Source organism: Bradyrhizobium sp. USDA 376 (assembly GCF_054063675.1).
Genome location: NZ_JBSSGN010000001.1, coordinates 2,000,479 through 2,015,892, shown reverse-complemented (window position 1 = coordinate 2,015,892; position 15,414 = coordinate 2,000,479). Strand labels below are relative to the sequence as shown.

The 15,414-nt window shown below is 64.4% G+C and carries 14 protein-coding genes; 4 read left to right on the top strand and 10 right to left on the bottom strand.

Going from position 1 to position 15,414, the window contains the following annotated elements; all coding sequences use genetic code 11:
* Positions 1-24: 24 nt before the first annotated feature.
* Complete coding sequence (locus ACVJ19_RS09305) at positions 25-714, top strand: aspartate/glutamate racemase family protein (RefSeq protein ID WP_453949230.1); 690 nt, start codon at positions 25-27, stop codon at positions 712-714.
* A gap of 68 nt (positions 715-782) precedes the next feature.
* Here ACVJ19_RS09305 and ACVJ19_RS09300 read toward each other — a convergent pair whose 3' ends face one another.
* From ACVJ19_RS09300 to lepA, 5 genes are all read right to left on the bottom strand, one after another.
* Positions 783-1,520 (bottom strand): cupin domain-containing protein, encoded by a 738-nt coding sequence (locus ACVJ19_RS09300; protein ID WP_453949231.1) that lies wholly within the window; start codon positions 1,518-1,520, stop codon positions 783-785.
* A gap of 215 nt (positions 1,521-1,735) precedes the next feature.
* Complete coding sequence (locus ACVJ19_RS09295; RefSeq protein ID WP_453949232.1) at positions 1,736-2,434, bottom strand: helix-turn-helix transcriptional regulator; 699 nt, start codon at positions 2,432-2,434, stop codon at positions 1,736-1,738.
* A 142-nt stretch (positions 2,435-2,576) separates the two neighbouring features.
* A complete protein-coding gene (locus tag ACVJ19_RS09290) occupies positions 2,577-2,957 on the bottom strand; it encodes a nuclear transport factor 2 family protein (protein WP_453949233.1) in 381 nt (126 codons plus the stop codon).
* Positions 2,958-3,071: 114 nt separating this feature from the next.
* Positions 3,072-3,545 carry a GNAT family N-acetyltransferase gene (locus ACVJ19_RS09285; protein WP_453949234.1) on the bottom strand — a complete coding sequence of 158 codons (474 nt, stop codon included), beginning with the start codon at positions 3,543-3,545 and terminating at the stop codon, positions 3,072-3,074.
* Positions 3,546-3,934: 389 nt separating this feature from the next.
* Positions 3,935-5,746 (bottom strand): translation elongation factor 4, encoded by a 1,812-nt coding sequence (gene lepA / locus ACVJ19_RS09280; RefSeq protein WP_453949235.1) that lies wholly within the window; start codon positions 5,744-5,746, stop codon positions 3,935-3,937.
* A gap of 114 nt (positions 5,747-5,860) precedes the next feature.
* Here lepA and ACVJ19_RS09275 point away from each other — a divergent pair, with 114 nt between their 5' ends.
* Entirely contained in the window at positions 5,861-7,486 is a 1,626-nt protein-coding gene (locus tag ACVJ19_RS09275) for a glycosyltransferase family 39 protein (protein WP_453949236.1), read from the top strand.
* A gap of 164 nt (positions 7,487-7,650) precedes the next feature.
* Here the strand turns inward: ACVJ19_RS09275 and ACVJ19_RS09270 are convergent, their stop codons facing one another.
* The 5 genes from ACVJ19_RS09270 to ACVJ19_RS09250 form a co-directional block, all read right to left on the bottom strand.
* On the bottom strand, positions 7,651-7,968 hold the full coding sequence (locus tag ACVJ19_RS09270) for an HPr family phosphocarrier protein (protein ID WP_157336915.1): 318 nt from the start codon (positions 7,966-7,968) through the stop codon (positions 7,651-7,653).
* Positions 7,965-8,366: a PTS sugar transporter subunit IIA gene (locus ACVJ19_RS09265; protein ID WP_007597752.1), complete on the bottom strand. Its 402-nt coding sequence runs from the start codon at positions 8,364-8,366 to the stop codon at positions 7,965-7,967. The genes ACVJ19_RS09270 and ACVJ19_RS09265 overlap by 4 nt, the downstream gene beginning before the upstream one ends.
* 208 nt (positions 8,367-8,574) lie before the next feature.
* Positions 8,575-9,024 carry an HPr kinase/phosphorylase gene (locus tag ACVJ19_RS09260; RefSeq protein ID WP_453949237.1) on the bottom strand — a complete coding sequence of 150 codons (450 nt, stop codon included), beginning with the start codon at positions 9,022-9,024 and terminating at the stop codon, positions 8,575-8,577.
* Complete coding sequence (locus ACVJ19_RS09255) at positions 9,021-10,820, bottom strand: stimulus-sensing domain-containing protein (RefSeq protein WP_453949238.1); 1,800 nt, start codon at positions 10,818-10,820, stop codon at positions 9,021-9,023. The genes ACVJ19_RS09260 and ACVJ19_RS09255 overlap by 4 nt, the downstream gene beginning before the upstream one ends.
* A 119-nt stretch (positions 10,821-10,939) precedes the next feature.
* On the bottom strand, positions 10,940-11,641 hold the full coding sequence (locus ACVJ19_RS09250; protein WP_008542552.1) for a response regulator transcription factor: 702 nt from the start codon (positions 11,639-11,641) through the stop codon (positions 10,940-10,942).
* A 242-nt stretch (positions 11,642-11,883) separates the two neighbouring features.
* Here ACVJ19_RS09250 and ACVJ19_RS09245 point away from each other — a divergent pair, with 242 nt between their 5' ends.
* Positions 11,884-12,633, top strand: a complete 750-nt coding sequence (locus tag ACVJ19_RS09245) for a HugZ family pyridoxamine 5'-phosphate oxidase (RefSeq protein WP_453949239.1) — start codon at positions 11,884-11,886, stop codon at positions 12,631-12,633.
* Positions 12,634-12,697: 64 nt separating this feature from the next.
* Positions 12,698-15,292 (top strand): CHAT domain-containing tetratricopeptide repeat protein, encoded by a 2,595-nt coding sequence (locus ACVJ19_RS09240; RefSeq protein WP_453949240.1) that lies wholly within the window; start codon positions 12,698-12,700, stop codon positions 15,290-15,292.
* Positions 15,293-15,414: the final 122 nt, after the last annotated feature.

Sequence of the window (15,414 nt, the reverse complement as noted above, 5' to 3'; positions counted from 1 at the left end):
GCGCTATTTTCCGGAGACGCAAGGATGCGAACCATTGGCCTGATCGGAGGCATGAGCTGGGAGAGCACCGCGCTCTACTACAAGCTCATCAACGAGCGCGTCCGCGACCGCCTCGGCAAGCTGCATTCGGCTCCGCTGCTGATGTATTCCTACGATTTCCAGGAGATCAAGGAGATGCAGTATGCCGGCCGCTGGCAGGAGGCAGCAAGCAGCCTCGCGGAGGTCGCGCGGCGTCTCGAGAGCGCCGGCGCGCGCGCCATCGTGCTGTGCACGAACACGATGCACAAATTGGCGCCCGACATCACGTCGAGCCTGACCATCCCCTTCATCCATATCGGCGACGCGACCGCGCAACGCATCCGGGCCAAGGGATACCGGCGGGTCGGGCTGCTCGGCACCAGGTTCACGATGGAGGAGGACTTCTACATCGACCGGCTGCGCGCCCATGATCTCGACGTCCTGGTTCCTCCCGAAGGCGCACGAGCGGACGTGAACCGGATCATCTACGAGGAGCTGTGCCTTGGCATCGTCGCCGCGCCCTCGCGCCGCCGCTATCAGGACGTGATGGCGGCGCTCGTCGCCTCGGGCGCCGAGTGCATCATCCTCGGCTGCACCGAGATCACGATGCTGGTCGGGGAGAGTGACACTACGGTCGAGACATTCGACACCACCGCCATTCACGCGGAGACGGCGGCTGATTTTGCCATCGGGTGATGGCTGTCAAGTCATCCTGCGGGCTGCAAACGGCCCGCGGGGACAGCCCTCCTGCAACTCTCCGGGTGTCAGGCGCGCTTCCCGCCGACCGAGATAAACGCCATGAGGCAGGGCTCCGGCAACGGGTTGCGCCAGCGATGGCGCGTTCCGTTCTGCACGATGCAATCGCCTTGACGCAGATGGACCTTCTGCCCATCGTCCAGCTCCAGCGTCATCTCGCCACGAACCACGACTCCGTAGTCTATGGTATCCGAGGTGTGCATCCCCGGAGTGCCGCGCTCGAAATGGTCGCCCATGCCGGGGATCTTCTCCGACATTTCTCCAAGCCCACTCTCGAAGGTGACGCCGGCCGGCGGCTTCCAGCCTTCGGGGCGCTTCGGCGGATACGAGATGAGTCGAAACATGGTGCCCCCAGGACCTGGAAAGGCTTTCGTTCCGCTCGACATCGGATCCGGCTCCAGGCCGGTGAGAGCCGGCACGCCCTCGGTCATGTACAATTCATAGAAGGTCAGTCCTGGATTGGCGTCGATCTCCACCACCTTTGGAGTCACGTCGAAAGACTTGAACACCGACCTGCCGGCTTCGTCGCGGCCGGTCAGCGCCCGCTTTGGAGGCGGCAAATCACTCGAATCCTTTGCTTCGGCGGAATCTGATATCCCGACCAGCGCACTGCTGGTGGCGAGGACGGACAGCGCCTGCAGCAAATGTCGCCGATCCCCGCCTTCGAACTGTTCAGAACAGTGCTCCACCCCGTTCCGGGATTTGTTTTTGCGCCGTTGCCACAAGCGCCGAAGCAAGCTGCTCATCTGCGTTCTCCGTGGTTACGTGTCGTCGGACCCGCACGCCGCTGCAGTGGCACGCGGAGCGCGACGGCAACGATGTTGGCCGATATGTCGCCTCGCAAGGAAGTCCGATGCAATCCGCAAGATAACGACAACTACCAGATGCACCGTCCGCCTGCCAGGGTGATGGGTTTCGCAAGGGCTCAACCCATCTTACGGGCTACGAGCCTGGTCGCCGGTCAGTCCGCAGCCTTGCGGCGATCTGCGTCAACTTGCGCCCGCCATTGCTTGACGAGGTCGCGTCGGCGGCCGGGATAGCGTTCCGTCTTGAGCCGGAGCTTTTCGATCCGATCCGCCCGGAAGGAGCGAAAGTCCTTCCTCATTTCACACCAGCCGGCCAGGATGCGCCGGGAGTCGAAAAAGGCGACGCCAATCGGCCAGATCGTCCGGGTGGTCTTCGCGCCTTTCGGATCGCGGTACACGATGGAAAGCTTGTGCTGGTCGCGCATGGCCTGGCGCACAATGCGGAGATCGACGGCCTCAGGCTGCTTCGGCCTGCGCCCGACATGAAAGGCATTGTCGTCGACCTTGTGGCGCAGCTCCGACGGGAGGACGGCGCCGATTTTCGCGAGTGCATTACGCGCTGCCAGCGCGAACTCTTCATCGGTCTGGCGGGACACCCATTGGGCACCGAGCGCCAGAGCCTGGATTTCCTGCTCGGAGAACATCAGCGGAGGCAGCAGAAAGCCGGGCTGCAGGACATAACCAAAGCCCGGCTCGCCCTCGATCTGCGCGCCCAGTGCCTGCAGGTCGGCGATGTCGCGATAAATCGTGCGCAGCGAGACGCCCGCCTCGGCAGCAAGATTGCTGCCCGACACCGGATGACGGTGCCGCCGCAGGATTTGCATGAGGTCGAACAGCCGTTGGCTCTTGGACATGCTGCAAGTCTAACATATCCTGCCAAAAGCTGGCAGCAACCGACCATCCAAAGCGCGATGACGATTCATCTCAATCCCATCGCGCTTTGGATGGCATTCTCATTGCGATCGGCGTTTTGCCGGCGAGCTTGCGCCGGCTATGTTAGTGCGGTCGTGCGGTCGCCATGTAGGCCGCGAATGGTGCCGCATCGTAGATCACGTCGGTCGACGCGATCTTGCCATTCTGCACCTTGAGCAGTTCCGCGACGACGGCGTTGGCAACCGGATGGGTGTCCGCGTTGTAGACGACGACAGCCTGCTGATCGTCGCCGTAGATGGCGAGAATCGTCACCTTCTGGAGCATGCGGGCAAAGCCGCCGTGGAATTCACGGAACCTCTGGGTCCCCGTAATCCGCCCGATTGGCGACGTGCAAACAAGATCATCCGCCGAGACGGAGATGATCGCATCGACGTCTTTGCGTGCGATGGCCTCGACATAGGTCCTGGCGATCTGCAATGCCTCGCCGCTGCTTTGGGTATTCATGGTCTTCCTTTCAGTGCTGGGGAACTGAAAGGAAGCCTAGCGCAGCATAGTGACAGATTCTGGCAGTAGGAGATCGGCGCTGCCGGGACCGCTCACCCGAACCCGCTGTCGACCTCATATGCGAGCAGTTGTGTCGCGCATCGTTCTTTGGTGGGACCAGGCCAGACCGACAACGCGGCTAAATCCAATCGCCTCCCAAAACTGTGCTGCAGCCTGATTGCCTGCATGTACAGTCATGGCAGAAACGCTCCCTGCCGCGTCCTGCAACAGCGCCATGGCGATGGCGTAGGCAACATTGCGCCGTCTAAATTCGCGATGCACGTAGAACCGTCGCATTCTCCACGTCGGTTGCCCTGTCGGTGCAGGTTCGTCGGTCATCGCGCCGATGCCCGCGAGTCTGCCGCCGAGATAACAGGCGTATGCTGCATGAAAGATGGCGGGGGTCTCTGCTAGTTCAGCGGCCAGGCGGGTCATTTGCCGATGGCCATCCGCCATTGCATCCGCCTCCAGGTCAGCGAAGCCAGCCGGTAATTTGTCGGCTATTCGTTCAAGTCTAGGGTCCATCACTCCCGGAGCCTTGTCAGGCACGGTCAGAACTACCTTGGCCGGATACGGAGCTCTTGGGATGGGTAGAGTGACTTGTCCGCCGTAGCTCGAAGGCGGAAGCGAAACCCATCAAACTTCATCCTCGCGATCGGATCGAGCTGGCAAGAGTCACTGGATACTGCGTCCGCCCCTCAGGGCGATGGGTTTCGCAAGAGCTCAACCCGTCCTACGAGCTCGGGCTACCAATCACACCGGCTGCGATGATGCCACCATACCCCTGTTTTGCCCGACGGAGCAAACGGATTTCGTAAAATCGAAAAAGCACAATGCCGCCAAGGGGGCGGCTACTGTGCATGGGGTTGTTTTCGCAGTTTTTGTTTGAGGCGGGGTCGCGCAGCCGGGGCGACGCCGGCGACAGGCAGCGCGGTGCCTCAGCTGTCCACCTTCAGCGCGGCAATGAAGGCTTCCTGCGGGATGTCGACCTTGCCGAACTGCCGCATCTTCTTCTTGCCTTCCTTCTGCTTCTCCAGAAGTTTTCGTTTGCGCGTGATGTCGCCGCCGTAGCATTTTGCGGTGACGTCCTTGCGCAGCGCGCGCACCGTCTCGCGGGCGATCACCTTGCCGCCGATCGCCGCCTGGATCGGGATCTGGAACATGTGCGGCGGGATCAGCTCCTTCATCTTCTCGACCATGGCGCGGCCGCGCCCTTCCGCGCGGGTGCGATGGACCAGCATCGAGAGCGCATCGACCGGCTCGGCGTTGACCAGGATCTGCATCTTGACGAGATCGGCCGGCTTGTAGTCGGTGAGATGATAGTCGAACGAGGCGTAGCCCTTGGAGACCGACTTCAGGCGGTCGTAGAAGTCGAACACGACCTCGTTGAGCGGCAGGTCGTATTTCACCATGGCGCGGGCGCCGACGTAAGTGAGCTCCTTCTGCGAGCCGCGGCGGTCCTGGCAGAGCTTCAGCACGCTGCCGAGATATTCGTCGGGCGTGAGGATGGTCGCCTCGATCCAGGGCTCCTGGATCTCCTCGATCTTGACCACGTCGGGCATGTCGACGGGATTGTGGATCTCGAGCTCGGTGCCGTCGGTGAGCTTCATCTTGTAGATGACGCTCGGCGCGGTCGCGATCAGGTTGAGATCGAATTCGCGCGACAGCCGCTCCTGGATGATCTCCAGATGCAGCAGGCCGAGGAAGCCGCAGCGGAAGCCGAAGCCGAGCGCGGCGGAGGTCTCCATCTCGAAGGAGAAGCTGGCGTCGTTGAGGCGCAGCTTGCCCATGGCGGCGCGCAGTGTCTCGAAATCGTCGGCGTCGACCGGGAACAGGCCGCAGAACACCACGGGGATCGCCGGCTTGAAGCCCGGCAGCATGTCCGCGACCGGCTTCCTGTCGTCGGTGATGGTATCGCCGACGCGGGTGTCGGCGACTTCCTTGATCGCGGCGGTGATGAAGCCGATCTCGCCGGGGCCGAGCTCGTCGACCTGCTGCATCTTCGGCGTGAAGAAGCCGACGCGCTCGACGTCGTAGGCCGCGCCGGTGCCCATCATACGCACGCGCTGGCCCTTCTTCATGGTGCCGTCGACGATGCGCACCAGCACGACGACGCCGAGATAGACGTCGTACCAGCTGTCGACCAGCAGCGCCTTCAGCGTCGCCTCGCGATCGCCCTTCGGCGGCGGCAGGCGGGTGACGATGGCTTCCAGCACGTCGGGAATGCCGAGGCCGGTCTTGGCCGAGATCATCACAGCGTCGGAGGCGTCGATGCCGATGACGTCCTCGATCTGCTGCTTGACCTTCTCGGGCTCGGCGGCGGGCAGGTCGACCTTGTTCAGGACCGGAACGATCTCATGATTGTTGTCGAGCGCCTGGTAGACGTTGGCGAGCGTCTGCGCTTCGACGCCCTGGCTGGCGTCGACCACCAGCAGGGAACCTTCGCACGCCGCCAGCGACCGCGAGACTTCGTAGGCGAAGTCGACATGGCCGGGCGTGTCCATCAGGTTGAAGATGTAATCCTTGCCGTCCTTGGCGCGGTAGGAGAGGCGCACCGTCTGCGCCTTGATGGTGATGCCGCGCTCGCGCTCGATGTCCATGGAATCGAGCACCTGCTCCTTGCCCGCCATCTCGCGGTCGGAGAGGCCGCCGGTCATCTGGATCAGACGGTCGGCCAGCGTCGATTTGCCATGGTCGATATGGGCGACGATGGAGAAATTGCGGATGTTGGAAATGGGGACGGTCGTCATGGGCGCGGGATACCACTCACATCCTCGTGCGGCAACCATATTGCTGTATTTTCAGGGCCTTTCTTCACGCCAAGCTGATTCCACGGCGGGCCAAAACGCGCTAGCAAGCGGGCCATGTCGACCACCTCGATCCCCTCCGCCAGAACGCGGGCGAAGACCCGCTTGAGTTACAACCGTTTCCGGGCCTGGCTGGTCGCCTGCGCGACCCGCCCCGAGGCGCGGCTCTGGCTGGTGATCCAGCTCGCGGCCTTGCATGCCGTGCTCTGGACCTTCATCCTGATCAATCTGAAGGCGGCGCAGGACGTTCACATGGACGTCGCAGAAGCCTGGGGGTGGGGCCAGAAATTCCTCTGGGGCTATGGCAAGCACCCGCCGCTGTCGGGCTGGGTTGCCGGCCTCTGGTTCAAGCTGTTCCCGGCGACGGACTGGGCGACCTATGCGCTGGCGATGGCGACCGTCGGCGTCGGCATGGTGATCTGCTGGCTGGTTGCCTTGCGCGTCGTGGATGCACGGCGCGCGTTCCTGGTCGTGGTGATGATCGCGCTCTACCCGATCTTCAATTTCAAGGGCTTCAAGTACAACCCCGACCTGCTCCAGCTCGTCACGCTGCCGCTGCTGGTGCTCGCCTATCTCAACGCCTTCGAGAAGCGGACATGGCAATCGGGCATCTGGCTCGGCCTTGCCGGCGCGCTGGCGCTGATGACCAAATATTGGGTGCTGACCATGATCGGCGCCATCGGCCTTGCCGCGCTGATCCATCCGGAGCGGATGAGGTTCCTGATGTCACCGGCGCCGTGGGTGGCGATCGCGACGATGCTGGCGGCGATGATCCCCCACATCGTCTGGCTCGCGGAGGCGCATTTCGTACCGCTGACCTATGCCGGCGACACCTACAGCCTCGATGACAGCCGCCTCGTGCATCAGCTCGTCGCCGGCTATGCCCTGCATAATTTCGCGCTGCTCGCTTTGCCGGTGGCGCTGGCCGCGCTCGCGATGGCGTGGGTGCCGCCGTGGCTCAAGCTGCTCGTGCGTGCGCCCTCGCGCATCGTCACGCGCGCCTGGGCGCGCGGCGCCAATCCGGGCGTCAATGTTGCGCAGGCGCTGAATGTCTGGATCGTCCAGATCATCGTTGCGGTCGGCCCGCCGCTCGGCGCACTCGCCTTCAGCATCTACATGAAGACCGATTGGGGCATCTCGCTGTTCTTCCTGGTGCCCTTGGCGCTGGTCGCGATCCCCGCGCTGCGGGTGCAGAGCGCAGTGCTGTTCAACATCGCCGCGATCTGGCTCGTGCTCAGCGTCGCGACGCTCGCGGCCTCGCCCTGGATCGCCGCGCGCGAGATGGCGGCCAATGCCGGCAACGCACAGATCTATGGCGCGCGCTCGGAGCTCGCGCGCGAAATGACCCAGGCCTGGCACACGCGCTTCGGCTCGCGCTGGGCCGTCGTTGCCGGCACGATGGAACAGATCCAGCCGCTGGTGTTCTACAGCCCGGATCATCCGTCCGCGCTGCTGCCGCTAGAGGCCTGGGATTCCGGGCTGACCTCGCGTGACGATGCCAAAAAATATGGCTTCATCGGCGTGTTCGATCCGACCGACGGCCGCCTGCCGGCGTTCGAGAAGTGGGTCTCGGAAGTCGCGCCCAACGCCGAGCGTATCGTGATGACGACGCGCCGTTTCACCCACGGCAAGGCCGGCCCGTCGATGAGCTGGAACATCTACATCGCGCCGCCGGCGAAGTGAGCTCTTCACCTCTCCCCGCTTGCGGGGAGAGGTCGGATCGCTCTTGCGATCCGGGTGAGGGGGTACAGGTCTATCGACGACCGCCCGTGTGGAGAGAGCCCCTCACCCCAACCCTCTCCCCGTAAGAACGGGGCGAGGGAGCGCAGTTGAGCGGATGGTGAGAGTTAGACACCTTCCTCGTTGAACTTGCTCTCAACGAGTTCTGTAATCGCCGCAAGCGCGGCTTCCGCATCATCACCCGCCGCTGCAACGGTGATCGTCGTGCCCGGCCCCGCAGCCAGCATCATCAGGCCCATGATCGAAGTGCCGCCGACGGTCTCGCCGCCGCGCGTCACCCACACTTGCGCGTTGAAGCGCTCGACCGCCTGGACGAATTTCGCCGAGGCGCGCGCGTGCAGGCCGCGCTTGTTGATGATCAGGAGCTCCTTGGAGATCGCGCCCGCGGGCACGCCCGTCCCGGTTTGCGGCGCGTCGTCGCTCATTTGCCGGCGAGCACGCGGCTGGCGATGGTGACGTATTTGCGGCCCGCTTCCTGCGCCATCGCGATCGCGTCCGGCAGCGGACGCTCCTCGCGCACCTTGGCGAGCTTCACCAGCATGGGAAGATTGATGCCCGCGAGCACTTCGACCTTCGGCCTGCTCATGCAGGAGATCGCAAGGTTGGACGGTGTGCCGCCGAACATGTCGGTGAGGATCGCAACGCCGTCGCCGGAATCGACGCGGTTAACCGCCTCGATGATGTCGCTTCGGCAGAGATCGGAATCATCTTCGGCGCCGATCGTGATCGCTTCGATTTGCTTTTGTGGGCCCATGACGTGTTCAAGCGCTGCCTTGAATTCGTCGGCAAGGCGCCCGTGGGTCACAAGTACTAGACCAATCATCGGAAAACTCCTCGCGGGCGCTTTTGGTGCACCGCACGAACGCGCCACTTTGACCATCCAGAGCCCCCGCGCAAGAGGGGATGTTGCGTATCTCCCTGAATCTATACGGATGGATGAGGGGAGCTGCGCCGGTCTACTCGGTCGCGATAGTGGGGTTCATATGGTTACCAATTCCCTTCAAACAATCGCCTGAGGGATTAGCAGAAGGTTAACTCTTGGTAGTGGTCAAGGCCGCGACAACCAAAGGGAGGGGCGAATAGTCGCGGCTGACCGGGATTCGCGGTATTTCCACACCGAAAATGCTTGTTTTCAGGGATTCGGCCGAAGGAAGCCGTTCCGCGTCCTGAGCATCCAGATCGACCACGAGGCCGACGGTCGCACGCTCCACGAAGTCGCAGCGGCGGATTCCGAGGCCGCGAATTTCGATCAGGCCGGCCAGCGGCGGAGCGGGGCGGACCTCAATTTCGTTGCCGACTGTCGCCAGATGGACACGGTCATCACCGACCAGAACGGCCCTTTCGACCACGCCTGACCGCCCCGCCATGATTAAATCGAAGGCAAGGCGCGATTTGCCGGAGCCCGAGGGACCGCGGATCAGCACCGCGATCTGTCCGACCTTGACCGCAGAGGCGTGCACGCTGGGCGCGCCCTCGCTCATAGCGCCGGCAGCCTCACCACGAAGCGCGCGCCGGCGATTGTCGGGACGCCCTCGTCGTCCGGCGGGCCTGCGCGATTCTCCGCCCAGATACGCCCGCCATGAGCGTCGACGATCTGCTTGGAGATCGAGAGCCCGAGACCGGAGTTCTGGCCAAAGCCCTGATGCGGACGGTCGGTGTAGAAGCGCTCGAAGATGCGCTCCAGCGCGTCATCGCGAATGCCGGGGCCGTCATCGTCGACCACGATCTCGATCTCTCCGCGGACGCGGCGGCAGGTAAGGCGCACCTTGCTGCCGGCTTCGGAGAAGGACTGCGCATTGGAGAGCAGGTTTGCGACCACCTGTCCCAGTCGAGAGTCGTGGCCGGTCACCGCGAACGTGTCGGCCGGCCCGCGGCCCTCGAAGCGCGCCTCGACCGCGACGTCGTGGCCGAGCTTGGTTTCGTTGGCGACGGAGACCAGCGTGCCGAGCAGGCGCCTGAGGTCGACAGGGATCGCATCCTGCCGCTGCAACTCGGCATCGAGGCGGCTGGCGTCGGAGATGTCGGAGATCAGGCGGTCGAGCCGCTTGACGTCGTGCTCGATCACCTCGAGCAGGCGGGCGCGGCTGTTCTCGTTGCGCGCCAGCGGCAACGTCTCGACTGCGGAGCGCAGCGAGGTCAGCGGGTTCTTCAATTCATGGGCGACGTCGGCGGCGAACATCTCGATCGCCTCGATGCGGCTGTAGAGCGCGTTGGTCATGTCGCGCAACGCGCCGGACAGATGCCCGATCTCGTCGCGGCGCCGGGTGAAGTCGGGAATCTCGACGCGGGTCTTGATGCGGCGGCGGACGCGCTCGGCGCTGTCGGCGAGCCGGCGCACGGGACCGGCGATCGTGCTGGCGAGCAGCAGCGACAGCATGATCATGACCGCGGCCGCGACGCCGCCGACCTTCAGGATGGCGAGGCGCTCGGCGGTCACCATCTGGTCGATGTCGTCGCCCTGGGTGGACAGCATCAGCGCGCCGTGGATGGCGCGCGAGCGCAGCACGGGCACGGCCACCGAGACGATCACCTCGCCGCGCGCATTGACCCGCACCATCGAGCGCTTCTGGCCCTGCAGCGCATCACCCACTTCCGCATAGCCATTGCCGTTCTCGGGCCCGAGCTCGCGATAGAGCGGCAGGTCGCCGCGGTTCAGCCAGGTGCGCACCGCGACCAAGGCGCGCTCGACCACGCCGGGCTTCTCGGCGGACACTGGCGGCAGGGGGAAGCGCAGCACGTTTTCGAGGTTGCGGCTGTCGAGCAGCAGGCTGCCGTTCGGATCGTAGATCCGTGCGCGCGTCTTGGTCGGCGAGATCAGCGTGCGCAGCACCGGCGCGACGCGCTCCGGATTGATCGGGAAATCCAGCGGCGAATAGTCGTCCGAGCCGCCATAGGTCTCGCCCGGCTTGAGGTCGAGCAGCCGGTCGGGGTCGATGGTGATGGCGTTGGTCTGCACGGTAGCGGAGGCCGCAATGGCGCCGGCGATGATCTCGGCCTGCACCAGGAGGCTCTGCGCGCGCGCGTCGATCAGGCCGGCGCGGAATTGCGACAGATAGAGGATGCTGGCCACCAGCGCGACGAGGCCGGCGAGGTTGAGCGAGACGATGCGGCGGGTCAGGCTCGAGAAGGACAGCGCGAAGAAGAACTGCCCGGCGCGCTTGAGCCAGTTCAGCGGCCGCCAGCCCTGCGGCTTGTCTTCGACGACGTGCTCCGGAGCGCCGTCGGATGCGATATCCCCGGCGCTCTGGTTCGTGTCAGGCTGCGTTCGGTCCAGCAATGCTTATGCCCGCGTTAGGACAGCTCGTGGCAATGGTCCCCGCATCCTAGAGCCATCCCGGTCCTGATGGAATCAGAACCGGCGATGCTCTCAGTCCTTCGCGAAGGCGCCCGCCGCCCTCAGGCTTCCTTGAAACGGTAGCCGACGCCGTAGAGCGTCTCGATCATCTCGAACTCGTTGTCGACCACCTTGAACTTCTTGCGCAGCCGCTTGATGTGGCTGTCAATGGTGCGGTCGTCGACATAGACCTGGTCGTCATAGGCGGCGTCCATCAGCGCGTTCCGGCTCTTCACCACGCCGGGCCGGGTCGCGAGTGCCTGCAGGATCAGGAATTCGGTGACGGTCAGCGTCACCGGCTCGTTCTTCCAGGTGCAGGTATGCCGTTCCGGATCCATGCGCAGCAGGCCGCGGTCGAGCGCCTTGGCATCGTTCTCCTTCGGCGCGACGGTGGGGTCCTTCGGCGCCGAGCGGCGCAGCACGGCCTTGACGCGCTCGACCAGCAGGCGCTGCGAGAACGGTTTGCGGATAAAGTCGTCGGCGCCCATCTTGAGGCCGAACAGCTCGTCGATCTCTTCGTCCTTGGAAGTCAGGAAGATCACCGGCAGGTCGGACTTCTGCCGGAGCCGGCGCAGCGTCTCCATGCCGTCCATCCGCGGCATCTTGATGTCGAGGATGGCGAGGTCGGGCTGGGTGGTGCGGAAACCGTCAAGCGCGGAAGCGCCGTCGGTGTAGGTCATGATGCGGTAGCCTTCGGCTTCCAGCGCGATCGAGACGGATGTGAGAATGTTGCGGTCGTCGTCGACCAAAGCGATTGTGGGCATGAGCCTCTGCTTTCTGCTTTCCGTTTGGGTCGTGGCTTGAAACGGCGAGCAATCCAGTGATGCGCCGCATACATGGGTGCCGAAGTTGGCGTTCGAAACCTTGTCACCGAGCAATGCAAGCTGGGCTGAAGTGTGACCAAGTTCCACGAAACACGGCAGATTCGCCGCATCTCGTCCCATAACCGGGCCCCCGTTTACCCGAAAAATGGCCCCCCATGCAACCACCTGACCTGAGAAAGCCGATGCAACCGACCCCCGATTTCGACCCCGCAAAGCTCGCCAAATCGCTGCTGAGGCGGTCGCGGCAGGGCGCTCTCGCAACGTTGATGGTGGGCTCCGGCGATCCCTATTGTTCCCTGGTCAATCTGGCCAGCCACCCGGATGGCTCGCCCATCCTGCTGATTTCGGGGCTGGCCGTGCACACCAGGAACATCCTGGCCGACCCCAGGGTCTCTCTGATGCTGGACGAGCGTGCGTCCGGCGATCCCCTGGAAGGGGCCCGGATCATGCTGTCCGGGCGGGCGGAACAGGCCGGGGACGAGAGGGATCTGCTCCAGCGACGGTATTTGGGTGCCCATCAGTCGGCGGAAGCCTTTGTTTCGTTTAAGGACTTCTCGTTCTTCCGGATCCGTCCCACGGGTACCCATCTGGTCGCCGGCTTCGGCCGGATCGTCGATCTCAAGCCCGAGCAATTCCTCACCGACCTCAGCGGCGCCGAGGACCTGCTGGCGGCGGAAGAGGGCGCCGTGGAGCACATGAATGCCGACCACCGCGATGCCATGGGCCTCTATGCGACCAGGCTGCTCGGTGCGCCCGCCGGCGACTGGCGCTGCACCGGCTGCGACCCTGAAGGCCTCGACATGCAGGACGGCCAGACCGCGCTGCGGCTGGACTTCCCGGAGCGGGTGACGAGCGGCACGGCGCTACGCAAGATGCTGGTCCGCCTCGCTGGCGAAGCACGCAAGACGATGGACCAGAGCGCAAGCCTTTGAACGCTGCCGCCGATCGCTGCGACCCAAGACCGTGATGGTTTTCGGGCTCGCAGCGAGAGGGATCATGGCGCGTCATCGTTTGGCATTGGCCGCGGGTCTGGGGCTCGCGCTCGCCGCGTTGCTTGTCACCCCCGCTCTTGCCCAGAAGGGCGATCTCGCCGCGCAGGGCGCGCGGATCAACGCGCTCAACCAGGCCGGCAAATATGCGGAGGCGCTGCCCTTGGCGCAGGCGATGGTCGCAAGCCTCGAGAAGAGCGACAACGGCCGTGAGCTGTCCGCCGCGCTCAACAATCTTGGCCAGGTCTATGCCGGTCAGGGCCGCGACGATCTGGCCGAGCCAGTCTACAAGCGCGCGATCGCGCTGATGGAGAAGGCGCTCGGTCTCGACACCGTCTTGATCGCGCCTGAGCTCAGCAATCTCGCCGCCCTGTATCAGCGGCAGGGCCGCTTCGCTGAAGCCGAGCCGCTGTTCAAGCGCGCGCTTGCCGTCAGCGAAAAGAGCCTGTCGCGCGAGCATCCCGATGTCGGCCGCGCCCTCAACAATCTCGCCACGCTCTATGTGAAGCAGGAGCATTTTGCCGATGCCGAGCCGCTGTTCCAGCGTGCGCTCGCGATCTATCAGAAGGCCGCGGGTCCCGAGCATCCCGCGGTCGCGACCGTCCTGAACAACATCGGCCAGGTCGACCGCGACCTCAATCGCGATGCAGAGGCCGAGGCGCCGATCAAGCGCTCGCTCGCCATCCGCGAAAAAGTGCTGGGGGCCGATCATCCCGATGTCGCGCGTTCGCTTAACAATCTCGCCGGGCTCTACGAGCACCAGCAGCGCTATGCCGATGCCGAGCCGCTGTATCGCCGTGCGCTGGCGATCCGCGAGCGTGCGCTCGGGCCGGAGCATCCGGACACTCTGACCTCGACCAGCAATCTTGCCTATTTCCTCTACGTCTCCGGGCGCACCGCCGATGCGCTGCCGCTGGCGGCAAAGACGCTTGCCAGCGGTCGCGCGCAGTTGCGTATCGTTCTGCCGATCCTGTTCTCCGCACGGCAGCAGCGTCTCCTGCCCGACGACAAGGCGCTGGACGAGGCGCTCGCCGCGATCCAGCGCGGCACGCAATCCTCCGCGGCATCGGCCGTCAACAAGCTCGCGGTGCGGCTTGCCGCTGGCAGCGACCGGCTCGCCGAGCTCGTGCGCAAGGACCAGGATCTCGGCGCCGAGGCCGAGGCGCTCGACAAGGCGATCATCACGGCGGTGTCCAAGCAAGCCGGGCAGCGCGACGTCGCGGCCGAGCAGCGCAGCCGCGCGCGGATCGCAGCGATCGCGAGCGAGCGTGCAGGCCTGCAGAAGACGCTCGCCATCGAATTCCCCGACTATGCCTCGCTCTCCAACCCGCTGCCGCTGGCGGTGAAGGACATCCAGCCGTTATTGTCGGCCGATGAGGCGATGACGATCTATTCGGTCGTCGACAAGCAGAGCTACGTCATCGCGATCACGCGCGAGGGCGTGGACTGGAAGCAGGTTCCGCTCGGCGCGAACACGCTGACCGAGAAGGTGTCCGCCTTCCGCAAGGGGCTCGACGTCGGCAAGGCGCGCGATGCCTCCGGCAAGTCGGGCCTGTTCGATCTCGCGCTCGCCCATGAGCTCTATACCGCGCTGCTCGGCCCGGTCGAGGCGCTGACGAAAGACAAGCGCAGCCTTCTGGTGGTGCCGTCGGCGGCGCTGACCGCATTGCCGTTTCATCTGCTCGTCACGGAGACGCCGCAAGCTGCGATCCCCGACAAGCTCGAGGGCTATCGCAACGCAGCCTGGCTGTTGCGCCGTCAGGCCGTCTCGGTGCTGCCGTCGGTGATCAGCCTGAAATCGCTGCGCGCCTTTGCGCGCCGGGATCACGGCGTCAAGCCGATGACCGGCTTCGGCGATCCCGTGTTCAACCCGGCAGCCGAAGGGCCGGCCGATCGTCGCGCCGCGGGCGGCAAGGTTGCCGCGCGCAGCATCGCGACGATCGCCTATACCGACTTCTGGCGGGGCGCCGGCGTCGATCGCGCGCAGCTTGCAAAAGCGCTGCCGCAACTGCCGGACACCGCCGACGAGTTGAACGCGGTGGCGAAGGACGTCGGTGCCGGCGAGGTCGACATCCATCTCGGCCGCGATGCCAGCGAAACGACGCTCAAGCGTGCAGCGCTTGCTCAATACAGCATCATCTACTTCGCCACCCACGGCCTCGTTGCAGGCGACGTCAAGGGATTGGGCGAGCCGTCACTTGCGCTCTCCATTCCCGATCAGCCCACCGAAATTGACGACGGCCTGTTGACCGCGAGCGAAGTCGCCCAGCTCAAGCTCAATGCAGATTGGGTTGTGCTGTCGGCCTGCAACACCATCGCCGGCGACAAGCCCGGTGCGGAGGCGCTGTCGGGACTGGCACGCTCATTCTTCTACGCCGGCGCCCGTGCGCTGCTGGTCTCGCATTGGGCAGTGGATTCGGAAGCTGCCACCCGCTTGACCACGTTGACTTTCGCGCTGCTCAAAAACGAACCAAAAATCGGTCGTGCCGAAGCTTTGCGCCGCGCCATGTTAACGTACGTTGATGACGCTTCTTCACCGCGCAATGCTTATCCTGCGATGTGGGGACCCTTCGCTCTGATCGGCGAGGGTGAGGTAAGATAAAACGCCGCAAGGGATTGTGCGTCGCAATAACCCTCGACAACGCCGAAAGACGCATTTGGTTGCGCGATCATTCGTGATTTTTTGATGCGCCTGCTCAGAGCAGACATGCGCGACGTTTGGCG